23 protein-coding genes and 1 tRNA gene are annotated in these 22,194 nt (G+C 71.8%); 18 read left to right on the top strand and 6 right to left on the bottom strand.

Annotated features, from left to right (window positions below; all coding sequences use genetic code 11):
• Positions 1 to 71: 71 nt before the first annotated feature.
• The 11 genes from KZC56_RS10730 to KZC56_RS10780 all read left to right on the top strand — a co-directional run bounded on the left by KZC56_RS10730 (position 72) and on the right by KZC56_RS10780 (position 11,075).
• On the top strand, positions 72 to 503 hold the full coding sequence (locus tag KZC56_RS10730; RefSeq protein WP_247638541.1) for a GntR family transcriptional regulator: 432 nt from the start codon (positions 72 to 74) through the stop codon (positions 501 to 503).
• Positions 500 to 1,570, top strand: a complete 1,071-nt coding sequence (locus KZC56_RS10735; RefSeq protein ID WP_247638542.1) for a DUF1648 domain-containing protein — start codon at positions 500 to 502, stop codon at positions 1,568 to 1,570. Before KZC56_RS10730 ends, KZC56_RS10735 begins: the two co-directional genes overlap by 4 nt.
• A complete protein-coding gene (locus tag KZC56_RS10740; protein WP_136036076.1) occupies positions 1,567 to 2,559 on the top strand; it encodes a CPBP family intramembrane glutamic endopeptidase in 993 nt (330 codons plus the stop codon). The genes KZC56_RS10735 and KZC56_RS10740 overlap by 4 nt, the downstream gene beginning before the upstream one ends.
• Positions 2,560 to 2,563: 4 nt before the next feature.
• Positions 2,564 to 3,223: an O-methyltransferase gene (locus tag KZC56_RS10745; RefSeq protein WP_247638543.1), complete on the top strand. Its 660-nt coding sequence runs from the start codon at positions 2,564 to 2,566 to the stop codon at positions 3,221 to 3,223.
• A 126-nt stretch (positions 3,224 to 3,349) separates the two neighbouring features.
• Complete coding sequence (gene eno, locus KZC56_RS10750) at positions 3,350 to 4,630, top strand: phosphopyruvate hydratase (RefSeq protein WP_136033431.1); 1,281 nt, start codon at positions 3,350 to 3,352, stop codon at positions 4,628 to 4,630.
• Positions 4,631 to 4,705: 75 nt separating this feature from the next.
• The gene (locus KZC56_RS10755; RefSeq protein WP_240753287.1) at positions 4,706 to 5,272 is read left to right on the top strand and encodes an FtsB family cell division protein; all 567 of its coding nucleotides are present in this window, start codon (positions 4,706 to 4,708) and stop codon (positions 5,270 to 5,272) included.
• Positions 5,273 to 5,319: 47 nt separating this feature from the next.
• Positions 5,320 to 5,859: a DUF501 domain-containing protein gene (locus KZC56_RS10760; RefSeq protein WP_247638544.1), complete on the top strand. Its 540-nt coding sequence runs from the start codon at positions 5,320 to 5,322 to the stop codon at positions 5,857 to 5,859.
• Positions 5,856 to 7,172, top strand: coding sequence for a S8 family serine peptidase (locus KZC56_RS10765; protein ID WP_136033435.1), 1,317 nt, complete (start codon positions 5,856 to 5,858; stop codon positions 7,170 to 7,172). Before KZC56_RS10760 ends, KZC56_RS10765 begins: the two co-directional genes overlap by 4 nt.
• 25 nt (positions 7,173 to 7,197) lie before the next feature.
• The gene (locus tag KZC56_RS10770) at positions 7,198 to 8,691 is read left to right on the top strand and encodes an NAD(P)/FAD-dependent oxidoreductase (RefSeq protein WP_247638545.1); all 1,494 of its coding nucleotides are present in this window, start codon (positions 7,198 to 7,200) and stop codon (positions 8,689 to 8,691) included.
• Positions 8,692 to 8,874: 183 nt separating this feature from the next.
• Positions 8,875 to 9,957 carry a hypothetical protein gene (locus KZC56_RS10775; protein WP_168442874.1) on the top strand — a complete coding sequence of 361 codons (1,083 nt, stop codon included), beginning with the start codon at positions 8,875 to 8,877 and terminating at the stop codon, positions 9,955 to 9,957.
• A 224-nt stretch (positions 9,958 to 10,181) separates the two neighbouring features.
• Positions 10,182 to 11,075: a cation-transporting ATPase gene (locus KZC56_RS10780; RefSeq protein ID WP_247638546.1), complete on the top strand. Its 894-nt coding sequence runs from the start codon at positions 10,182 to 10,184 to the stop codon at positions 11,073 to 11,075.
• Positions 11,076 to 11,088: 13 nt separating this feature from the next.
• On the opposite strand, the gene KZC56_RS10785 is transcribed toward KZC56_RS10780, so the two are convergent.
• Positions 11,089 to 11,161 (bottom strand) — tRNA-Leu (locus KZC56_RS10785).
• A gap of 102 nt (positions 11,162 to 11,263) precedes the next feature.
• Between KZC56_RS10785 and KZC56_RS10790 the strand changes: the two genes are divergently transcribed.
• The 3 genes from KZC56_RS10790 (at position 11,264) to KZC56_RS10800 (ending at position 14,470) form a co-directional block, all read left to right on the top strand.
• On the top strand, positions 11,264 to 12,511 hold the full coding sequence (locus tag KZC56_RS10790) for an alanine racemase (protein ID WP_247638547.1): 1,248 nt from the start codon (positions 11,264 to 11,266) through the stop codon (positions 12,509 to 12,511).
• Entirely contained in the window at positions 12,508 to 13,821 is a 1,314-nt protein-coding gene (locus tag KZC56_RS10795; RefSeq protein ID WP_247638548.1) for a D-arabinono-1,4-lactone oxidase, read from the top strand. Before KZC56_RS10790 ends, KZC56_RS10795 begins: the two co-directional genes overlap by 4 nt.
• 82 nt (positions 13,822 to 13,903) lie before the next feature.
• On the top strand, positions 13,904 to 14,470 hold the full coding sequence (locus KZC56_RS10800; RefSeq protein WP_136033446.1) for a LemA family protein: 567 nt from the start codon (positions 13,904 to 13,906) through the stop codon (positions 14,468 to 14,470).
• A gap of 9 nt (positions 14,471 to 14,479) precedes the next feature.
• On the opposite strand, the gene KZC56_RS10805 is transcribed toward KZC56_RS10800, so the two are convergent.
• Complete coding sequence (locus KZC56_RS10805; RefSeq protein WP_247638549.1) at positions 14,480 to 15,379, bottom strand: hypothetical protein; 900 nt, start codon at positions 15,377 to 15,379, stop codon at positions 14,480 to 14,482.
• Positions 15,376 to 16,635 carry a winged helix-turn-helix domain-containing protein gene (locus KZC56_RS10810; RefSeq protein ID WP_247638550.1) on the bottom strand — a complete coding sequence of 420 codons (1,260 nt, stop codon included), beginning with the start codon at positions 16,633 to 16,635 and terminating at the stop codon, positions 15,376 to 15,378. Before KZC56_RS10810 ends, KZC56_RS10805 begins: the two co-directional genes overlap by 4 nt.
• Positions 16,636 to 16,720: 85 nt before the next feature.
• Here KZC56_RS10810 and KZC56_RS10815 point away from each other — a divergent pair, with 85 nt between their 5' ends.
• Together KZC56_RS10815 and ilvA are read left to right on the top strand one after the other, a co-directional pair.
• Positions 16,721 to 17,917 carry an AI-2E family transporter gene (locus KZC56_RS10815; RefSeq protein ID WP_136033452.1) on the top strand — a complete coding sequence of 399 codons (1,197 nt, stop codon included), beginning with the start codon at positions 16,721 to 16,723 and terminating at the stop codon, positions 17,915 to 17,917.
• Positions 17,914 to 19,143, top strand: a complete 1,230-nt coding sequence (ilvA, locus tag KZC56_RS10820) for a threonine ammonia-lyase (RefSeq protein WP_136036902.1) — start codon at positions 17,914 to 17,916, stop codon at positions 19,141 to 19,143. The genes KZC56_RS10815 and ilvA overlap by 4 nt, the downstream gene beginning before the upstream one ends.
• Before the next feature lie 67 nt (positions 19,144 to 19,210).
• Here the strand turns inward: ilvA and greA are convergent, their stop codons facing one another.
• Both greA and KZC56_RS10830 read right to left on the bottom strand, forming a co-directional pair.
• Entirely contained in the window at positions 19,211 to 19,699 is a 489-nt protein-coding gene (gene greA, locus KZC56_RS10825; RefSeq protein WP_136033456.1) for a transcription elongation factor GreA, read from the bottom strand.
• Positions 19,700 to 19,795: 96 nt separating this feature from the next.
• Complete coding sequence (locus tag KZC56_RS10830) at positions 19,796 to 20,182, bottom strand: DUF4307 domain-containing protein (RefSeq protein WP_136033458.1); 387 nt, start codon at positions 20,180 to 20,182, stop codon at positions 19,796 to 19,798.
• A 92-nt stretch (positions 20,183 to 20,274) separates the two neighbouring features.
• Between KZC56_RS10830 and KZC56_RS10835 the strand changes: the two genes are divergently transcribed.
• Positions 20,275 to 20,544, top strand: a complete 270-nt coding sequence (locus tag KZC56_RS10835) for a hypothetical protein (protein WP_308194352.1) — start codon at positions 20,275 to 20,277, stop codon at positions 20,542 to 20,544.
• Between the two features lie 15 nt (positions 20,545 to 20,559).
• On the opposite strand, the gene trhA is transcribed toward KZC56_RS10835, so the two are convergent.
• Positions 20,560 to 21,291, bottom strand: a complete 732-nt coding sequence (trhA, locus tag KZC56_RS10840; protein ID WP_136033462.1) for a PAQR family membrane homeostasis protein TrhA — start codon at positions 21,289 to 21,291, stop codon at positions 20,560 to 20,562.
• Positions 21,292 to 21,388: 97 nt separating this feature from the next.
• On the opposite strand from trhA, the gene KZC56_RS10845 reads away from it, so the two are divergent.
• Positions 21,389 to 22,168 (top strand): isoprenyl transferase, encoded by a 780-nt coding sequence (locus KZC56_RS10845; RefSeq protein WP_136033529.1) that lies wholly within the window; start codon positions 21,389 to 21,391, stop codon positions 22,166 to 22,168.
• The last annotated feature ends 26 nt before the right edge of the window (positions 22,169 to 22,194 follow it).

Genomic DNA, 22,194 nt, shown 5'->3' on the forward strand with positions numbered 1-22,194 from the left:
CGGCGAAGACGTCTGGAGGGTTGGCACAGTTGTTCTAGTTGACATAGAATAAGTAGCGATAGGAGGTCGCCATGCTGATCCGCGTCGACGTCGACAGTCCGCACGCGCTGTACGACCAGGTCGCCGCGTCCATCCGGGCCGACATCCTGGCGGGCGCGCTCACCCCGGGCGACCGGCTGCCCGCGGCGCGCGACGTCGCGACTGCGCTCGACATCAACCAGCACACGGTGCTGCACGCCTACCAGCGGCTGCGCGACGAGGGTCTCGTCGACCTCCGGCGCGGCAGGGGCGCGGTGATCGCGGCCTCCGCGGCCCCGCTGGTCGAGCTTGCGCACGAGATCGACGGACTCGTCCGTCGTGCCGCCGCGGTGGGGGTCTCCGCCGAGACGCTCGCCGGCATCGTCCGCACCCACCGTGCTCCCGTCGACGACCGGAGCACCCCCGCCGCACAGCGCACCACACCGCGCACCACACCGCGCACCACAGAGGAGGATTCGCCATGACGACCCACGACCTCACCCGCACGCCGCCCGCGCTGCTGCGGTGGGCGCGCCTCCTCTTCGTCCTGGTCGCGGTCGCCGCACCCGTGGTCATCACGGCCATCGCCGCCGCGGTGCTGCTGTCCTGGCTGCCCTCGCTCCCCGGCACCGTCGCGGTGCACTGGGGTCTCGACGGCGCCGACCGCTTCGGTGCCCCGATCGTCTACCTCTGGCTGCTCCTCGGCGTCGGGCTCGGCCTCCCGCTCCTGATGGCCGCGACCACGCTCGCCGCGGTGGCTGCGCACTGGGGCGGAGCCGCCCGGCTGATGGGTGCGCTCGCGGCCGGCATGTCCGGGTTCGCGGCGGTGCTGAGCCTCGGGTCGCTGTGGATCCAGCGCGACCTCGCGTCGACCGCCGAGGTCCCGGGCATCGGCGTCGTGACGGCGCTCGCGTTCGCCGCTCTCCTCGTCACCGGAGGTGTCGCCTGGCTCGTTCAGCCCAGGGTGAGGCCCGAGCCCGGGCGCACGCTCGAGCCGCGGCACGTCGTGCGGGTGGCCGACGGGGAACGGGTGGTCTGGGTGGGCACCACGACCATGCCCCGCGGGGCCCTGGCCTTCCTTCTGGTCGTCCTCCTCGGGCTGATCGCGCTGGCGGTGTGGATGCTCGCGGGCGGCATCACCGGGGCGTGGATCGCGGTCCTGGTGACCGTGGTGGTGGCGTTCGCCGTGGCCGCGACGGCGTCGTTCCGGATGCGTGTGACACCCGAGGGCCTCACGGCGCAGGCTCCGCTCGGCTGGCCGCGTCAGCGCATCCCGGTCGACCGCATCGTGTCCGCGCGAGCCGTGACCGTCTCGCCGTTCGGGGAGTTCGGCGGATGGGGGTGGCGCTTCTCGCCGGACGGCCGCAGCGGCATCGTGATGCGACAGGGCTCCGCGATCGAGGTGGCGCGCCGCGACCACGGACCGTTCATCGTGACGATCGACGGGGCGGAGGAGGCCGCGGCACTGCTGCAGGCCTACGTCGATCGGGCCGCCGCGCGGACGGACCACGGGGGAGGGCCCGACGGGGCGACCGAGAGGAGCGGACGATGACCGTCGACGACACGACACGCGACGCGGAGGGAGCCGTGACGCGCGTGCCGTGGGCCGCGGTGATCGTGTTCATCGCGACAGCCTGCGGGCTCGCCTGGCTGGTCGCCCTGCCGCTCTGGCTGGGTGCGGGGCTCGCCGAGCCGATCTCGACGCTCCTGCTGCCGGCCATGATGCTGACGCCCGCCCTCGCGACGGTGCTCGTGGTGTTCGTGATGCGGGTGCCCAGGCCGGGTGCGCGCCTGCGCTTCCTGGGGCTCTGGCCGCTGCGCCCGGCGAAGCGCGTCGTGTGGCTCCTGGTCGCGGCGTGGCTGATCCCCCCGCTGCTGGTGGGGCTCGGCATCCTGGTCTCCGCCGCCCTCGGCTGGGTGCGGCTCGACCCGACGTCCGGGGCGTTCGCGGCCGAGCTGGCACGGGCGCTCCCCGCCGGCACGCCGATGCCGCCGGTCGAGGTCGTGGTGTTCGCGCAGCTCGCGATGATCCCACTCGGCGCGCTGGTCAACGCGGGGTTCGCGTTCGGTGAGGAACTGGGGTGGCGCGGGTGGCTGCTGCCCGCCCTGCGTCCGCTGGGCACCTGGCCGGCACTGCTGCTCAGCGGCGTCATCTGGGGTCTGTGGCACAGTCCGGTGATCCTGCTCGGCTACAACTTCGGTCGCACCGACGTCACCGGCGTGCTGTTCATGGTCGGCGGGTGCGTCGCGTGGGGTGTGCTGTTCGGCTGGCTGCGCCTGCGCTCCGGGTCGGTGTGGCCGGCGGTCGTCGCGCACGGTTCGCTGAACGCCGCGGCCGGGATGGTGGTGCTGTTCGCCGCGACACAGCCCGACCTCGCGCTGGCGGGACCGCTGGGTGTCGCGGCCTGGCTGGTCGCGGCGGTGGTGATCCTCGTGCTGCTGCTGACCGGGCAGTTCCGGGTGCAGCCGCCGCTCGCGCCGCGGCGAGCCGGAGCAGCGGCGGCGACGCTTGACGCGCCGCGTGCGCCGGGGGTTGGCTGAGCGCATGGACTCCACCCCCGCCGCCTGGGCCGACGCCGACACCTTCCTCGCCGAGCAGCTCCTGGAGCCCGATCCCGCGCTCGACGCGGCGCTCGCCGCCCAACGGGCCGCGGGGCTGCCCGAGATCGAGGTCGCGCCCCTGGCGGGCAAGCTGCTGAACCTGCTGGTGCGGTTGAGCGGGGCGCGGCGGGTGCTGGAGATCGGCACGCTCGGCGGCTACTCCACGATCTGGCTCGCACGCGCCGTGGGGGAGGAGGGACGGGTCGTGACGGTCGAGGCCGAGGCGGACAACGCCGCGGTGGCCAGGGCGAGCCTCGATGCGGCCGGTGTCGGCGAACGCGTGGACATCCGCATCGGCCGCGGCGCCGACGTGCTCCCGACGCTGGTGGGCGGGTTCGACCTGGTGTTCATCGACGCCGACAAGGAGTCCAACACCGTGTACCTGGACTGGGCCGCGCGGCTCGGGCATCCCGGCACCGTGGTCGTGCTCGACAACATCGGCCGCGACGGTGAGATCGTGCGCGAGGACTCGACCGATCCGAAGGTCGTCGGCACCAGGGAGGGCCTGCGGATGCTGGGGGAGGACCCGCGGTTCGATGCGACCGCGCTGCAGACCGTGGGGCTGAAGGGCTGGGACGGCGTCGCACTGGCCCTCGTGGTCTGACCCGGCCCGCGCGCGGCATCCACCCGGCGCCGCCTGTCACCCCGGCGCCGTCCGAGCCCGGGGCTAGACTGGGGCGCGGATCGACGACGCTCCACACAACCTTTTCCCTGAGCAAGGAGCACATCAGTGGCACTGATCGAGGCTGTAGGCGCACGCGAGATTCTCGACTCGCGCGGAAACCCGACCGTCGAGGTGGAGGTGCTCCTCGACGACGGCATCGTGCAGCGTGCGGCCGTGCCGTCCGGTGCGTCGACCGGCGCCTTCGAGGCGTACGAGCTGCGCGACGGCGACAAGAGCCGCTACGGGGGCAAGGGCGTGCGCAAGGCCGTCGAGGCCGTGATCGACGAGCTCGGCCCGGCGCTCGAGGGCGTGGAGGCGAGCGAGCAGCGCATCGTCGACGAGATCCTGATCGAGGTCGACGGCACCGAGAACAAGAAGCGCGTCGGCGCGAACGCCATCCTCGGCGTCAGCCTTGCGGTCGCGAAGGCCGCCGCCGACTCCGCAGACCTCCCGCTGTTCCGCTACCTGGGCGGCCCCAACGCGCACGTGCTGCCCGTGCCGCTGTTCAACGTGATCAACGGCGGCGAGCACGCCGACAACGGCATCGACATGCAGGAGTTCTTCCTCGCTCCGATCGGCGCCGAGACCTACTCCGAAGCGCTGCGCTGGGGCGTCGAGACCTACCACGTGCTGCGTGCCGAGCTGAAGGCCGCCGGCTACGCCACGGGCCTCGGCGACGAGGGCGGCTTCGCCCCCGACCTGCCCAGCAACCGCGAGGGCCTCGACTTCCTGGTCAAGGCCATCGAGAAGGCCGGGTTCACCCCGGGCACCGACATCGCGCTGGGCCTCGACGTCGCCGCCACCGAGTTCTTCAACGACGGCGTGTACCGCCTCGACAACAAGGACTGGGACGCCGCGGCGCTGACCGAGTACTACGTCGGCCTGGTGAACGACTTCCCGATCGTCACCATCGAAGACGCACTCGCCGAAGACGACTGGGACAACTGGAAGCACCTCACCGAGGCGCTCGGCTCGAAGGTGCAGCTGGTCGGCGACGACCTGTTCGTCACCAACCCGCAGCGTCTCGCCGACGGCATCGCCCGCGGCGTGGCCAACTCGCTGCTGGTGAAGGTCAACCAGATCGGCACGCTCACCGAGACGTTCGACGCGGTCAGCCTGGCGCAGCGCTCCGGCTACACGGCCATGCTGTCGCACCGCTCGGGCGAGACGGAGGACACCACGATCGCCGACCTCGTGGTCGCCACGAACGCGGGTCAGATCAAGGCGGGTGCCCCGGCGCGCAGCGAGCGCGTCGCGAAGTACAACCAGCTGCTGCGCATCGAGGAGGAGCTCGGCGACGCCGCGGTCTTCGCCGGCCGCTCTGCGTTCCCGCGCTACCGGGCCTGAGCGCACACACAGTGACAGAGCCGCGTGAGCCGCGGCAGGACGACGCCGCCGAGGCGGCATGACGGAGGAGGAGCCGTGGCACGACGACCGGCTCCTCCTTCGTCGTCGTCGAACGCCTCTCCGCGCCCCGCGACGGCCAAGACCGCACGGCCGGCACCGTCCGCGAAGCCGGGGCGTCGAGCGCCACGGAGCGCGGAGGGCGCCGCGCCGCGGGTGGACGTGCGGGAGTGGGCGTCGGGGATCCGACTGTCCGCGTTCTCTGCGATCATGCTGTCGCTCGTGGTGCTCGGCGCCTGGGTGCTGGTCCCCACGCTCGGGACGTTCATCGACCAGCGGCAGAAGATCGCGGCGCTGGAGGCCTCGGTGCAGGTCAGCGAGGCCGAGATCGCCGCGCTCTCCGCCGAGCGCGATCGGTGGGACGATCCCGCCTACATCACGACCCAGGCGCGCGAGCGCCTGTATTACGTCAAGCCCGGCGAGGTCGTGTACCTGATCGACAACGACCTCGATCCGTCGGCGCTGCCGCGGGAGCAGGAACCGGTGAGCGACACCCTGGAGGAGCGCCCCGCGGACTGGATGCCGCAGCTGCTGCGCACGCTCGTGTCCGCCGGCCTCAGCGACACCGTGGCCGTCACCCGCTGAGCTTCCGCTCCGAGCATCCTCCCTGGAGCCTCCCCTACGCTGGTGTGGTGACGACGCCCCCGTTCCCCGCCCCCACGCCCGCCGAACTCGCCGTCGTGTCCGCGCAGCTCGGCCGCCCCGCGCGGGGAGTGGTCGGGATCGCGGCGCGGTGCCGCTGCGGCAACCCGACGGTGGTCGCCACCACGCCGCGGCTTCCGGACGGGACGCCGTTCCCCACGTTCTACTACCTGACCCATCCCGCGGCGACCGCGGCCATGTCGACGCTCGAGGCCACGCATGTGATGCCGGAGCTCGCCGCTCTGCTGGACGACGATGCGGAGGTCGCCGAGGCGTATCGCGCGGCGCACGACGCGTACCTGGCCGATCGCGCGCAGTTCGGTGAGGTTCCGGAGATCGACGGCATCTCGGCGGGCGGCATGCCCACCCGCGTCAAGTGCCTGCACGCTCTCGCCGGGCACGCCCTCGCGGCCGGCCCCGGTGTGAACCCGATCGGCGACGCGGCGCTCGAGCGCTCGTCGTGGTCGCCCGCGGTCTGCCGCTGCGAGGACCCCGGTGCGGCTGTGCGCGAGGCGGCGCGCTCGGCATGACCGGACGGCGGATGCTGCGCAGCGTGGTCGCCGCCGCCGCGGTGGCGACGACGGTGCTGCTGCTGGGGTCGAGCGCGACGGCGGCGACGCCGCCGCCGATCCCGGACGACCCCGCCGACCCGGTGCGCGCGGCGGAGTACTGGCTCGACGGCGCGCGGATCCGCGAGGCGTGGCAGACGACGCGCGGCGAGGGGACGACCATCGCGGTCATCGACACGGGCATCGGCAAGGTCCCGCAGACCTTCGGCGACGCGGTGGTCGGCGGCACGGACGTCTCCGGCACGGGGACGCCGGATGGACGGACGCCGCTGGGCGCGATCGACGGCAACCACGGGTCCTGGGTGGCGTCGCTCGCCGCCGGTCGCGGCGCCCCCGACGGCACCGGCATGATCGGCGTCGCCCCGGAAGCCAAGCTGCTGTCGGTGTCTGTGGGCTTCGGCGCGGCGGCCGCCGTGCCCTTCACGGAGCAGGTGGCGAAAGCGATGCGGTGGGCGGTGGACAACGGGGCCGACATCATCAACCTCTCGTTCACCACCAACACCCTGGACTGGGACGAGAGCTGGGACGACGCGTTCCTCTACGCGTTCGAGCACGACGTGGTCGTGGTGGTCGCGGCGGGCAACCGGGGGAGCGGCACGAACATCATCGGCGCTCCCGCCACGATCCCCGGTGTGCTCACGGTGGGCGGTGTCGATCAGACGGGCACCGCGAGCATCGAGGCATCGACGCAGGGCATCACGATCGGGATCTCGGCGCCCAGTGAGGGCCTGCTCGGTGTCTCGGCCGACGGGGAAGTCGTCAAGTGGAACGGCACGAGCGGTGCGGCACCGATCGTGGCGGGGATCGCCGCGCTCATCCGGTCGGCACATCCCGACATCTCCGCGAACGACGTGATCAACCGCATCATCAAGACGGCGATACCCGTACCCGATGCGCAGAAGCCCCGCGATCCGCTCTACGGCTACGGGCTGGTCGATGCTGCCGCGGCGATCTCGGCCACCCTTCCCTCGGTCGACACGAACCCGATGGGCGACCTGGCGGAGTGGATCCGGCTGTTCCGCCGAGCCGAGAGCGAGCCGGCGCCGCAGCCCGAGCTGACCCCGGTCGCCGTGCCTCCGCTTCCCGATGCGGATCAACCGAGCGAGGCTGGCTCACCGCTGCTTCCCAGCGCCGAATCACTGCGCTACGGTACCCTGCCGCTCGTCGCACTCACGGTGCCTGGTATCCTGATAGCGCTTGGCGTCACCGCAGCTGCCCGGCGCATCCGATCGGCGCGCGTTCCCGTACGCCACAATCCCGACTCCGAGGAGTAGTTCTTCTGTGCCTCAGAACAGCACTGTGCCCAAGATCCTGATCGTCGGCGGGGGCTACGCAGGTTTCTACACCGCGTGGAAGCTCGAGAAGCACCTACGCAAGGGTGAGGCCGACGTGACCATGGTGGACCCGCTGCCGTACATGACGTACCAGCCGTTCCTTCCCGAGGTCGCCGCCGGTTCGATCGAGGCACGTCACTCGGTGGTCGCCCACCGCCGCCACCTCAAGCGCACGCACGTGCTCACCGCCAAGGTGACCAACATCAACCACGCGCAGAAGACCGTGACGATCACGCCGCCCGTCGGCGAGCCGTACGAGTTCGCGTACGACCAGATCGTGGTCACCGCGGGTGCCGTCTCGCGCACGTTCCCGATCCCGGGCATCGCCGACAACGCGATCGGTCTCAAGACCATCGAAGAGGCCGTGGCGATCCGCGACAAGGTCATGTCGAACTTCGACAAGGCCGCCTCGCTTCCCGCCGGTCCCGAGCGCGACCGTCTGCTGACGGTGGTCGTCGTGGGTGGTGGCTTCGCCGGCATCGAGGTGTTCGCCGAGCTGCGCTCGCTGGCCTCGTCGCTCGTGAGCAAGTACCCGCAGATCCACTTCGAGGACACGCACTTCCACCTGATCGAGGCGATGGGGCGGATCATGCCCGAGGTGTCGCTCAAGACCAGCGAGTGGGTGCTCAAGGACCTCGCGAAGCGCGGCGCCAACGTGCACCTCGACACGCAGGTCACGGGTGCGATCGACGGCAACGTCGAGCTCTCGACGGGCGAGGTCATCCCGACCGACGTGATCGTCTGGACCGCGGGCGTCATGGCCAACCCGACCGTCGTGCGCGGCGGCGACCTGCCGATCGAGGAGCGCGGTCGCATCCAGACCCGCGCCGACCTGCGCGTTGGCACTCCGGAGGCCTTCGTCGAGGGCGCCTGGGCTGCCGGTGACGTCTCGGCCGTGCCCGACCTGTCGGGTGGCGGCGTCGGCGGATTCTGCGTGCCGAACGCGCAGCACGCGGTGCGTCAGGCCAAGCTCCTCGCGAAGAACCTGGTGGCGGTGCTCCGTGGCGAGGCGCCCAAGGAGTACTTCCACAAGAACCTCGGGGCCGTGGCCGGTCTCGGCCTGTACAACGGCGTCTTCCAGTCCGGCAAGATCGCCCTCAAGGGCTTCATCGCCTGGGTCGCGCACCGCGGGTACCACGGACTCGCGATGCCGACGTGGGAGCGCAAGTGGCGCGTGCTGTGGGGCTGGTGGAACAACCTGTGGCTCGGCCGCGACCTGGTCAACCTCGAGACCGTGCAGAACCCGCGCTACGTGTTCGAGGAGTTCGCGGCGCGTCCGCGTCCGGCGGCACCGGCCGACGCGGCCCCGGCGGCTGCTCCGGCGAAGTCGGCTCCGGCCGCGAAGGCGGCTCCCGCCGCGGAGACCCCGGCCGATGTGAAGCCCGCTCCGAAGAAGGCGGCGGCGAAGAAGCCCGCCGCGAAGGCTTCGGCGACAGCGGAGACCGCGCCCGTCAAGTGACGACGACACCGAACGGCCCCGTACGCGAATGCGTGCGGGGCCGTTCTCGTTCCGGGCCGGACGTATGAGGGTGGAGACGCCGCAAGAGTTGGCCACGTAACATGTCAGATTGTACGCTTTCCGGGAGCGTGGACAAGGCCGTGTGGGCGGCCGTGTGGATCGTGCGCGATGCGAGGAGACCAGGTGGCGACGCGGAGTGGGGGTTCGATGCCGACGCTCAGCGTCTCGATCCGCGCCCTGCCGGGGCTCGAGAACCGGGCGGTCGCCCTGGCGCACGAGCTCCGCAGCGCTCCCGTCCAGATCGTCTCCGACGGGATCGAACCGTCGGCGCGTCGCGGTTCCCCGCGTCCCGTCTGGCAGCCGTGGAGCCGCCGGGCGACTCATCATCTCGTGCTCTCGGGTGACGTGGACGCGCATCCGGCGCTTCTCGCTCAGGTCCGCGACGCGGTGAGGCGTCAGCCCGCCGCGGTGCTGAGCTTCTTCTCGGGGTGGGACACCTACGCGTCGCACGCGGTGCGGATCGCTGCCTTCGCCGGGCGGCCGTGGGTCGCCCCGCCGGGGAAGACGGTGTCCGTCGTCGCCACCGTTTTGCCGGTCGCGGTCGCCGCCGAGCTCGCCGCCGCCGACGACAGCGCTCCCGTCGACGATGGGGAAGCGCTGTTCCGAGTCATCCGATCCCGCGGCCTGTCCCACTTCGCCAGCAACCCCAGCCTCGTGCAGGTCGCCGACCTCCGCCCGGATGGCGCGGGGGCGGCGCGAGGAGAGCGCGCGACAGCGTTCCTTCCGACGGCGGAGGCACCGGCGGCGTGGTGGGCAGGGGATCCGCTTCCCACACCGATGCAGATCCCGGCGATCCATGTGAGCGACGGCGAGCCGGTGTCATACGAGGCGCCCCTGGACGGAGATGATCGCTGGCGCATCCGGTCGAGGCGGGCGATCCCCGCTCCGCATTCGCGGCGGCTCACCCGCATCATCCGCGACCGCCTGCTGTGCACCGAGGTCGCCCGCAGCGATCTGCGTGCCGCGGCGTCGCTCCTGGGCGCGGCCTCGGTGCTGTGCGATCAGCTCCTGCTCGCGGCGCGCGCGGGGTCGCCTCCGGAGGGCTTCGGGGAGCTGAGCGCTCGGGAGTCCGCCGGGACGCTCCCCCTCGGGGCGCTGGGACGCACGGTCGCGGCGCTCTCGGAGGACGGCGGGCGCACCGAGGTTCATGCGGCGTTCCTCGCCATCCGCGACGACGTGCTCGAGGTGCTCGACGATCTCGGCTGAGCGGGCAGTGGAGAGGATCCATAGCCCTGCCCGCTAGGGTGTCGAAGTGCAAGGGGAGTACTCCCGTCTGCAGCGTCGTCGTCACTACGGACATGACATCGTGTCCCGGCCCGCTGGCCCTTCCGGGCGGAGGAGACCTTGGCACCCGTTCGCGGGCTGCCCGGAGACCCCTGCCGATGCTGGACGTCGACCCTCCCGGTGGCCCGCCCCACGAAGGGATCACCATGGGAAAGCTCTCCCGACTCATCCGCCTCGCCTCCGACGCGCTCGACACGGGCGGCGCGACATCCTCGCGGCGGCCCGGGGACACGGGGCGGGAGTCCACCGATTGGGGCGGAATGATCCGCGGTGCGGTCGACCAGGTGCGCGGCACCCGCGACGCCTCGCCGTCCGCTGCACGACCGGGCGACCCGTACGCGCCGCCGCCCGCGCACGACGCGACCGCCCGTCGCGTCCAGGACCGGACACGACCCGCGGGGGCCTTCGCGTCGCCGCCCGCACCGCACCACGGCGGATCCACGCTCTCCCCGCAGGATCGTGCCGCGATCGCCCGGTACGACTACCTGATGCAGACGGCCGATCCTCAGCGCATCGAGCAGCTCCACCGCGAGGCGTTCGCGCGGCTCACCCCGCAGCAGCGCGAGGTCGTGGCGGCGCGCATGCAGCAGGAGCTCCCCGCGGGCGAGCGGCCGCGGTCGTCCGCTCCCGACGATCTGGCCAGGGCGGCCGGGCGGGCGGAGGCGATGCGACCGGGACGGATGCGCGGTCTGCTGTCCCGCGCGCGCGGCGTCGGGGCCGGCGGGGCTGCCGTCGCGGCGGGTGGTGCCGCCGTCGGTCTGCTCGGCGTCGTGGCCGGCGGTGCGGTGGTCAGCGCGGTCGCCGCGCCGCTGCTCGACCAGGCCGCATCGCTCGGCGTGGACTTCGGCGCCCTCGCAGAGGGCCTGGACGTCGAGGCGCTGGTATCCGGCGTCGATGTCGAGGCGCTGACGGGCGGCGCCGGGGATCTCCTGGGATCGGCGGGGGACGCGGTGTCCGGCCTCGGAGAGACCGCGACGGGCTGGGGCGACCGCCTGGGCGATCTGGGTGTCCCGGGGATCGGTGACCTGTTCGGGCGCTGACCCTCGGGTCCGGTGCCCCCGCTGGGACTCGAACCCAGACTGAGGCGATTTTAAGTCGCCTGCCTCTGCCATTGGGCTACGGGGGCCGCGTCGCCAGCCTAGCGCCGGCGAACGGCGGCCCCCGCACCCTCTGCGACGCGGTGTCAGGAGGGGTGAACCCGAGTGCGCTCAGGCCGTAGGGTGGGGGAGTGCTCGACCTCACCGATGAACTGAGCCCCGTCCAGGGCGCCGCCGCGGTCGCTCCCGAGTGGGAGGATCCCGGCCGATACTGGCCCCGACTCTCGGCCGCCACGGGCCATCTGCCCGCCCCGGTGGCGGTGATCGACCGGGAGGCCCTCCGCTACAACGCGATGGATCTCCTCGTGCGGTCGGGCGGTCTGCCCATCCGCGTCGCCTCCAAGTCGGTGCGGGTGCGGGAGGTGCTGGATGCCGTACTGCGGCTGCCGGGCTTCCGGGGCATCCTCGCGTTCACGCTGGAGGAGGCGCTGTGGCTCGCCGAGACGCACGACGACATCGTCCTCGGCTACCCGACGGTCGACCGCGCCGCCCTGGCGCGGCTCGTCGCCGATGAGGCCGCGGCCCGACGGATCACCCTCATGGTGGACGATCTGGTGCACCTCGACCTCATCGACAGTGTCGCCGGGCCGGGCTCTCGTCCCGAGCTGCGTGTTGCGATCGACGTCGATGCCTCGTGGCGCTCGCCGCTGCTGGGGCACATCGGCGTGCGGCGTTCGGCCCTGTTCTCCGCGGGTGAGGTGGCCGCGTTCGCGAGGAAGGTCGCGGCCCGTCCGGGGTTCCGGCTCGTCGGCCTGCAGATGTACGACGCGCAGATCGCCGGTCAGGGGGACGACGCGGGTCCGGACGCCCCGCTCATCCGTCTCGTGCAGTCGCGCTCGCGGGAGGAGCTGCGCGAGCGCCGGGCGGCGATCGCCGCGGCGGTCAGCGCCGTCGCACCCCTGGAATTCCTCAACGGGGGCGGCACCGGGTCGCTCGAGTTCACGGGCAGCGACGAGTCGCTGACCGAGGCGAGCGCGGGAAGCGGGCTGCTCGGCGGGCATCTGTTCGATGGCTACCGCTCGTTCCGGCCCGCGCCGGCCGCCGCGTTCGCGTTCGACGTCGTGCGGCGCCCGGCGGCCGACATCGCGACCGTGCTCGGCGGTGGCTGGATCGCCTCCGGGCCCGCGGTGGCCTCGCGGCAGCCGCTCCCGGTGTGGCCGGCGGATCTCCGCACGCTGCCTCGGGAGGCCGCGGGCGAGGTGCAGACCCCCCTCCGCGGGCCGAACGCCGCGACGCTCGGCGTGGGCGATCGGGTCTGGTTCCGCCACGCGAAGAGCGGCGAGCCGGCCGAGCGGATCGACCGCTATCACCTGGTGTCGGGCGACGAGGTCATCGACGAGCTGCCGACGTACCGCGGCGAGGGGAAGGCGTTCCTGTGACGCGCATCGGCGGCACCTGGCAGAACTGGGGCCGCTCGGCGTCGGTGCGTCCCGTCCGCGTCGAGCGCCCGCGCAGCCCCGAGGGCGTGCAGCGCGCCGTGCGGGCCGCCGCGAAGCAGGGCCTGACGATCAAGGCGGTCGGCGCCGGCCACAGCTTCACCGGGATCGCCGTCGCCCCCGGCGTGCTGCTCGAACTGGACGACCTGCAGGGGCTCGTGTCCGCAGACGCCGCATCCGGACGTGTGAGCCTCCTCGCCGGTACCCGCCTGCACCGGATCCCCGGGCTGCTCGCGCCGTACGGCCTGGCGATGCAGAACCTCGGCGACATCGACCGGCAGTCGATCTCCGGGGCCATCTCGACCGGCACGCACGGAACCGGTGCGACGTTCGGCGGGCTCGCGACCCAGGTCGTCGGCGTCACGCTGATCACGGCCGCGGGCGAGTTCCTCCGGATCGACGAGCAGCACCAGCCCGAACTTCTGCCCGCGGTGGCCGTGGGTCTCGGGGCTCTGGGCATCATCGTCGAAGTGACGCTGCAGTGCGTCCCGTCGTTCGTCCTGCACGCGATCGACGAGCCCGTGCCGCTCGACGACGTGCTGTCGTCCGTGCACGAGCGTGTCGCCGCGTCCGACCACTTCGAGTTCTACTGGTTCCCGCACACCGACGTCGCCCTCACCAAGCGGCAGACGCGGCTTCCGGAGTCGACGGTCCGCAAGCCGCTGCCCGTCGTGGGCCGGTGGGTGGACGAGAGTCTGCTCTCCAACGGCGTGTACCGCGTGGTGTGTGCGGCCGGTCAGCTGGTGCCGGCGGTCACGCCGCCGTTCAGCCGCCTGGCCGTCCGGCTCACGGGCGATCGCGAGTACACCGATCTGTCGCACCGGGTGCTCACCCAGAGCCGCACGGTGCGGTTCCGCGAGATGGAGTACGCGATCCCCGCGGACGCGGTCGTCCCCGCCTTCCGCGCGGTGCAGCAGCTGATCGCGGACCGCGGCTGGCGGATCGAGTTCCCGATCGAGGTGCGTTTCGCCGCCGCGGACGACCGCTGGCTCTCCACGGCACACGGGCGCGCCAGCGCCTACATCGCCGTGCATCGCTATTGGCGCGCCGATCCCACGGCGTACTTCGAGGCCGTGGAGCGGATCATGAGGGAGCACGGTGGCCGGCCGCACTGGGGGAAGCTGCACACGCAGGACGCGGAGTCGCTGCGCGCGGTGTACCCGCGGTTCGACGACTTCGTGGGGCTGCGGGACCGGCTCGACCCCGAACGGCGCTTCACCAACCGCTACCTGGACCGGGTGCTCGGCGCGTGATGCGGCCGGCGGCTGACGCGCCCAGTCCACGCGCAGCCTGCGCGTCTAGGATGAGAGAAACACGAGGAAGGGTGGGGCTCTGATGGAATGGCTCGTGCCGGTACTGATCGTCGTCGGGGTGATCCTGCTCGTCGGCATCTATCTCTGGGCCACATACAACTCGCTCGTGCAGCTCAACGTGCGCGTGGACGAGGCGTGGAGCGGCATCACGGTTCAGCTCAAGCGCCGAGCGGACCTCATCCCCAACCTGATCGAGACCGTCAAGGGCTACGCCTCGCACGAGAAGGCCGTGTTCGAGAACGTCACGCGGGCGCGTGCCGAGACCCTCACCGCGAGCGGCCCCGGTGAGGCCGGCATCGCCGAGGGACACCTCCAGCAGGCGCTGCGCAGCCTGTTCGCCGTGGCGGAGGCCTATCCGCAGTTGCAGGCGAGCCAGAACTACCTCCAGCTGCAGCAGTCGCTGGTCGACACGGAAGACAAGATCCAGGCGGCTCGACGCTTCTACAACGGCGGCGTGCGCGAGCTGAACACCAAGATCAAGGTCTTCCCCAACAATCTCTTCGCGAAGGGCCTGGGTTTCACCGAGCGCGAGTTCTTCGAGGTCGCCGACAGCGGCGCGATCTCCGAGCCCCCGCGCGTGCAGTTCTGACGCACGCGCTCACCACACCGTCAGCCGCAGCCCCTCCGCGGTGAAATCGACGTCGCCCCGCAGACTCCAGTCGTCGGTGCGGTAGGTGGTGGTGCGGGGCGCTCCGTCCTGTCCCGTCCCGGTCACGGTGGCGACGAGCACGCCGCCTGCCGCGGTGAAGCCGTCCGTCATGAGCGTGACGGTGGGCTGCTGCTCGATCCGATACCGGACCTCGCTCACGTCGCGGAACTCGAGCCCCCACGGGAGCCGGATGCCGCAGCCCGGGGGCGGAGAGGGCGCCGGAGTCGTGCACGCCGTCAGGTGGTCGTCGAGGTGCTGTTGCGCGGCCTCCGTGGCCTCGGGTCGAAGGGAGGCGTCCACCTCGACCGCGGTCGTCTCGCCGGGAAGCACCGTGACCTCGCTGGTCCCCTCGAGCAGAGCGGCCGGGGCCGCCGCGACCGCGTAGGTGCCCGGCAGCAGGACGGTCTCGTCGCCGGCGGGGAGCGTCGCTGCGCCGATCGCGACCGCGGTGCCGGCCGTCGTGCTCGGTGTGACCGCACCGAGCCACGAGCCGTCCACGACCCAGCGACCGTTCACCGCGCTCATCGACAGGGTCGCGTCGTGCTCCTCACCGCCGAGTCGGAAGGACACCTCGACGCGCCGGTTCTCGCCGGTCCCGTGGGTCCCGGTCACGGCGGGCCGGGCGATGCGTTCGGTCGCCCCATCGAGCGCCGCGAGCGCCGTCGCGCTGACCTCCGCGCCCGTCGCCTCGACCGCCTTCGGGTCGCCCGACTCCACCGCGTGCAGGTAGGCGAGGGCCGCCTCATCCGGTGACGGCGACCGCAGCGACGCGAACACGATCCAGCCTCCGACGGCGGCCACCACGACCGCCGCGGCGATCGCCGCCGCCCACCGGAGGCGCCTGCTCACGCCGCGCCCTCCCGCTCGTGCACGTGCCGCCGCACCGGTGCCCCGTCGCTCGTCGCCAGGGCGTCGTGCAGCGCGGAGGTGGCATCTCCCCAGCCCGACACCGACACGTGCTCGAGCCCCTGCCACGCGGCGGCGAGCCGCAGTTCCCGCGCGATCGCCTCCGCGTCGTCGGGCCGTGCCTGCGGCTCCCACCACGCCGACTGCACCTGCAGCGTGGAGCCGGCGCGCTCGGCCTTGAGGTCGACCCGCGCCACGATGCGGTCGCCCACCAGGACCGGGAGGGAGTAGTAGCCGTAACGGCGCTTGGCCGCCGGCACGTAGATCTCGATGCGGTAGTCGAGCTCGAAGGCGCGGAGCGCGCGCTCGCGGAACCACACCACGGGGTCGAACGGCGTGAGGATCGCGGCCGCCTCGACGCGGCGGGGGAGAACGGCATCGCGGTGGCGCCACGCGGGGAGCGGGCGACCGGCGCGTTCCCATCCCCGCACGCGCACCGGCAGCAGCTCGCCCGTGTCCTCCAGCTCGGCGATCGCCCTGCCGATGGTGGCGCGGTCTCGGATGCGGTAGTAGTCCGCGAGGTCGGACGTGGTCGCCACGCCGCTCGAGCGGGCCGCGCGGCGGATGAGCTCGCGGATCGCGTCGTCGCGGGAGACGTCGCGCGCGCGGATGTGCTCCGGGATGACGTGCTCCGCCAGGGCGTACGTGCGCTCGAAGCCGCGCCGCCCGCTGACGGCCACGTCTCCCGTGCGCCACAGGTGCTCGAGGGCGAGCTTGACCTCGTCCCAGTCCCACCATGTGCCGCGCTCGCGGGGAGCGTCGGCGCGCAGGTCGGCGGGGCGGAGCGGGCCACGGTCGCGCAGTTCCGCCTGCACCCACGCGACCGTGCGGGCGTTGGTGCTGAGCCACGAGTCCTCGCCGGCCCAGCGATGGCGGAACGCGTCCATGCGGAACCGCCAGAGCGGCCAGTCCTCGACCGGGATGAACGTGGCCTCGTGAGCGAGGTACTCGACGTAGTGCGTGGTGCGCGACAGGAAGAGCCGGTCGAGCAGGGCCGGATCGTACGCGCCGAGCCGGGAGAACAGCGGCAGGTAGTGCGACCGGGCGAACACGTTGACCGAGTCGATCTGCAGCACTCCGAGCCGCTCCATCACGCGGTGCAGGTGGCGGTTGGAGACGGCAGCGGGTCGCGCGCGTGTGAACCCCTGCGCGGCGAGTGCCATGCGGCGTGCCTGCGCGGAGCTGAGGGAGTCGGTCACGCCGCCAGCGTAACGCCGGTGTCGGACATCTCTCTCGCGGGGTAGATGCGCCGAGCGGCATACCGCATGACCGTAGACTGAGGCGATGAGCGAGGACCAGCGACCCCGGCTGCGCGATCTGTTCCGTCCGCGCCCCGTGTCCACCGACCGGACCGTGACCACCGAGGCCGACGAGGCCGTGCCTCTGCCGCTGCGCATCACCGCGAGCTACGCCTGGCGCCTGTTGCTGATCGCGGCAGCCATCGGCGTCTTCATCTGGCTCGTGATGCTGCTGAAGCTCCTCGTCATCCCGCTCATGGTCGCGATCCTCATCACGGCGCTGCTGTGGCCGGCCTTCTCGTGGATGCTGCGGCGCGGCGTGCCGCGCTGGCTCGCGATCGCGATCTCGCTGATCGGCACGGTCGCGATCGTCACGGGTCTCATGTGGCTCGTGGTGTGGCAGGTCAGGGAGCAGCTGCCCGACGTCCAGCAGCGCACCACCGAGGCGTTCGATCAGTTCCAGGTCTGGCTGCACGACGGGCCGCTGAACCTCTCCGACACCCAGATCGCCGACTATCTCCAGCAGGGTCTCGACCTCATCTCCGAACAGGCGCAACTGCTGTGGACCGGCGCCCTCGCGATCGGCACGACCGTCGGTCACGTGGCCACGGGCGCGTTGCTGGCGCTGTTCATCCTCATCTGCCTGCTCGCGGATGGCGCCGGCATCTGGCGCTGGACGCTCAAGGTCTTCCCGCGTCGCGCTCGTCCCGCGGTCGACGGGGCCGCGCGCAACGGCTGGGCGACCATCGTCAACTACGCCCGCACGCAGCTGTTCGTGGCGACGATCGACGCGATCGGCATCGGACTCGGCGCGTTCCTGCTCCAGGTGCCGCTCGCGCTTCCGGTCGCCGTGCTCGTCTTCCTCGGCTCGTTCATCCCGATCGTGGGTGCGGTCGTCACCGGCGCCGTCGCGGTGTTCCTCGCGCTCGTCTACAACGGCCCGTGGATCGCGCTGTGGATGCTGGTGGTCGTCCTGGCGGTGCAGCAGATCGAGGGACACATCCTGCAGCCGATCATGATGGGCTCGGCCGTCAAGGTGCACCCGCTCGCCGTCGTGCTCGTGGTCGCGGGTGGAGCGATGATCGCGGGTATCCCCGGCGCCCTGTTCGCCGTACCGCTGGCGGCGTTCGTGAACGTCGCCGCGGTCACCATCAGCTCGGGCTCGTGGCGCACCGGCGTCGGTCCGAGCGGAGACCTGATCTGGAGCACAGTCCCGCGACAGCGGACACGGAGGAATCGATGAGCCAAGTCCCCAGCCTGACCGAGTTCGAGCACGCCGCTCAGAGTCTGGCTGAGGTGATTTCGCACACGCCGACCCTGCCCTCCCGGGCCCTCTCCGACGCCCTCGGCGCTCCCGTGCTGCTGAAGATGGAGAACCTGCAGCGCACCGGGTCGTTCAAGATCCGCGGTGCGGCGTACCGGCTCTCCCGGCTCAGCGCGGAGGAGCGCTCGCGCGGCGTCGTCGCGGCATCGGCGGGCAACCACGCGCAGGGGGTCGCGCTGGCCGCCCAGGCGCTCGGCATCCCCGCCACGATCTTCATGCCGCTGGGCGTGCCGGTGCCCAAGCTCCTCGCCACGCGCGGCTACGGTGCCGAGGTCGTGCTGGAGGGCGAGACGGTGGCGACCTCGCTGCGCCTGGCCGCGGAGTTCTCCGAGCGCACCGGGGCCGTGCTCATCCACCCGTTCGACCACCGCGACGTCGTGATCGGTCAGGGCACGCTCGGCCTCGAACTGCTCGCCGACGCGCCCGAGGTCGACACGGTCGTGCTCGGCATCGGCGGCGGCGGCCTCATCGCGGGCGTCGCGGCGGCGGTCAAGGCGCGCGCGGCGGAGCTCGGCCGCACCGTCCGGGTGATCGGGGTGCAGGCCGAGAACGCCGCTGCCGTGCCGCCGTCGCTGGAGGCGGGGGAGCCGGTCGACATCGTCACGCGGCCGACCATCGCCGACGGGATCCTGGTCGCGCGTCCGGGCGACGTGCCCTTCGGGATCATCCGCGATCTCGTGGACGAGGTCGTGACGGTGTCCGACGACGACCTGGCGCGCGCGATCGTCCTGCTGCTGGAGCAGGCGAAGGTGGTCGTGGAGCCGGCGGGGGCCGCGGGGGTCGCGGCGATCCTCGCGGGCAAGGTGTCGCCGAACGGCACGACCATGGCCGTCCTGTCCGGCGGCAACATCGACCCGCTCCTGCTGCAGCGCGTCGTGGCCCACGGCCTCGCCGCCTCGGGGCGCTACCTCACGATCCGGATCCCTCTGCCGGACCGGCCGGGCCAGCTCGCCCGCGTGTCGGAGCTGATCGCCGAGGCGGGAGCGAACGTCATCGAGGCCATGCACACCCGGCACGGCCACGGTCTCCAGATCAGCGACGTCATCCTCGAGCTGAGCGTGGAGACGCGCGGACCGGAGCACTCCGAGCACACGCTCGACACGCTGCGGCGCGCGGGCTTCGCCCCCCTCGTCGTGCTCGACTGAGCCACCCGCGCACACGACAGCGCCCCTCGTCCGTGTGGACGAGGGGCGATGTGTCGTTCGCGGGGGCTCAGCCCGTGTAGGTCTCGACGTTGACGATCTCGACGCTGATGGCGCGACCGTTCGGCGCCTCGTACGACGACTTCTCGCCGACCTTGAGGCCCAGGATGGCCTGTCCGAGCGGGCTCGCCTCGCTGTAGACGTCGAGGTCGCTGCCCGCCGCGATCTCGCGGCTGCCCAGCAGGAAGACCTCTTCGCCGCCGGCCACGACCGCGGTGACGACCGTACCGGGCTCGACGATGCCGCGGCTGGCGGGCGCCTCGCCGACCTTCGCGGTCTTCAGCAGGCTCTCCAGGGTGCGGATGCGCGCCTCCTGCTTACCCTGCTCGTCCTTCGCGGCATGGTAGCCGCCGTTCTCCTTGAGGTCGCCCTCCTCGCGGGCGGCCTCGATGCGCTTGGCGATCTCGTCGCGGCCGACGGTGGAGAGGTGCTCCAGCTCGGCGACGAGCCGGTCGTACGCTTCCTGCGTGAGGAACGGAACCTGAGCGTCCGTGGACATGACGAAGCTCCTTCTATCGGGATCCCGCCGAGCAACCGCGGGGGATATGCCAAGACGCCCCGGCACGGGCCGGGGCGTCGTCTGTCTGCCCCCAGTCTAGGCGACCCAGCAGGTGTTCACCAAACCTGTCGTGGCCTCCGCGACCGTGGGGATGCGCTCCGAGCGGGTCTGCGAGTGACGATCCGTGGCGGGCAGCTCGACCACCTTCCAGCCGACCACTCCGAACTCCTCGTCGAGCGCCTCGAGTACGCAGACGACGTCCTTGCCCTGCACGCCGGTCACCTGGAAGCGCACGTCGACCGCGTGCTCGTCGACGAGCTCGAAGCCCAGGTCGTCGGCGTCGACGGAGCTCATCGACTGCGCGACCGTCATCCAGGCGAAGGCGCCGACGACGACCAGGGCGATCGCTCCGGCGATGATCCAGGGGAGCCGGCGGCGTCGGGTTCGGCCGTAGCGTTCGTCGAGCTCGGTGGCGGTCGTCACAGGGAGGGTCTTCCGGTCGTTAGGCTGGTGATACCAGGTTATGCGACCTGCGTACGAAAGGCCGATTCATGCGTGCTCTGTCCGAGACTCCGATGCCCACGCCCTCCATGACCGTGGCGCCGGAGGCCGTGACCCCGGGATTCGTCGGCTTCGCCGCGATCGTCGTGGTGGTCCTCGCGGTCATCCTGCTCATCTGGGACATGAACCGCCGCATCCGCCGCGTGCGGTATCGCGAAGAGGTGCGCGAGGAACTGGATGCCGAGCAGGCCGCGCAGGCGGCGCAGGCCGGACCCGACGCGGACGACGCGTCGACCGCGGCGCCGGAGGACGCGAGCGACGACGGGCGACCGGACGGCCGCTGACGCCTCACTGCGGCGTCACGGGGCGCCGAGCGAGGGGGAGAGCGGCTCCAGCGCGATGAGCAGGCACGCGGTCCAGTGGCACAGGAACGCCAGCACCGTGCACACGTGGAAGATCTCGTGGAAGCCGAAATGGCCGGGCCACGGATTGGGCTTCTTCAGCGCGTAGACGATCGCCCCGCCCGTGTAGAGCAGGCCGCCGACGATCACCAGCACCATCATCGCCACGTTCGCGTTGAGCAGGTCGACGATGTACATCACCGCCGCCCAGCCCAGCAGCAGGTAGAGCGCGACATACAGCCACCGGGGCGCGTTGATCCAGAAGACGCGGAACAGGATCCCGAGGAGGGCCCCGCTCCACACCAGGATCAGCAGGAGCGCGCCCTTGTCCGGGGGAAGGGCGAGCGTCGCGATCGGCGTGTACGTGCCGGCGATGAGCAGCAGGATGTTCGCGTGATCGATGCGCTTGAGGATCACCTTGACCCGCGGCCGCCAGTTGAAGCGGTGGTACATCGCCGAGTTGCCGAACAGCAGCAGCGACGTGGCCATGAAGACTGCCGCGGCCCACTTGGCCGGCGCGCCGTGCGACAGGACGATCAGCACCACGCCGGCCGCGATCGCCACGGGGAACGTGCCCGCATGGATCCACCCGCGCCAGGTGGGCTTGATCTCGGTCGCCGCATCGGCGGCAGCCGCCTCGAGGAGCGGCAGTTTGGGGACATCGGTGCCGGGCTCGTCGGAAGTGCTCACGCCCTCACTCTAAGCCGCGTCGCATGCCGTCGACGGCACATGCCCGCGGGATCCGCACGCCGCGCGCCGGCGCACGGCAGGGTAGCGTAGGTAGGTGATGTCACGCGAGAGCCCGGGCCGCGGGCCGCTGTACCGGCTGTACACCAGCCGGCTGCGTCGTCACCTCGATCCGGCCTCCGTTCCGCACCACGTCGCCATGATGATCGACGGCAACCGTCGTTGGGCGCGCCAGCTCGGCTTCGCCACCCCGGCGGAGGGACACCGCGCCGGTGCCGCCAAGATGCACGAGTTCCTCGGCTGGTGCGACGAGCTCGGCGTGCGGGTCGTCTCCCTTTACCTGCTCTCCAGCGACAACCTGCGCAAGCGCGACTCGGCGGAGCTCGCGGATCTCATCGAGATCATCGCCGAGCTCGCGGAGGCGCTGTCGCGGGAGGGCAACTGGCGGGTGCAGCACGTGGGCCGTTCCGACATCCTTCCCGCGGAGCTCGCGGCCGTCCTCGCCGCTGCGGAAGAGCGTACGAAGGACCACACCGGGCTCCATGTGAACCTCGCGGTCGGATACGGCGGTCGTAACGAGATCGTCGACGCGGTGCGCAGCATCATCACGAAGCACGAGGCCTCCGGCGGCACGATGGAAGACCTCGCCGCACACCTCACGCCCGAGATGATCGGCGAGCACCTCTACACGGGCGGGCAGCCCGATCCCGATCTCGTGATCCGCACCAGCGGAGAGCAGCGCCTGAGTGACTTCCTGCTGTGGCAGAGCGCGCACAGCGAGTTCTACTTCGTGGAGGCGCTCGGCCCCGATCTGCGCCAGGTCGACTTCCTCCGCGCGATCCGCGACTATGCCGACCGCGACCGCCGCTTCGGTCGCTGAGGCCGTGGCACCGCACCGTGCCACAA

It is taken from the genome of Microbacterium sufflavum (genome assembly GCF_023091155.1).
Classification (GTDB): Bacteria; Actinomycetota; Actinomycetes; order Actinomycetales; family Microbacteriaceae; genus Microbacterium; species Microbacterium sufflavum.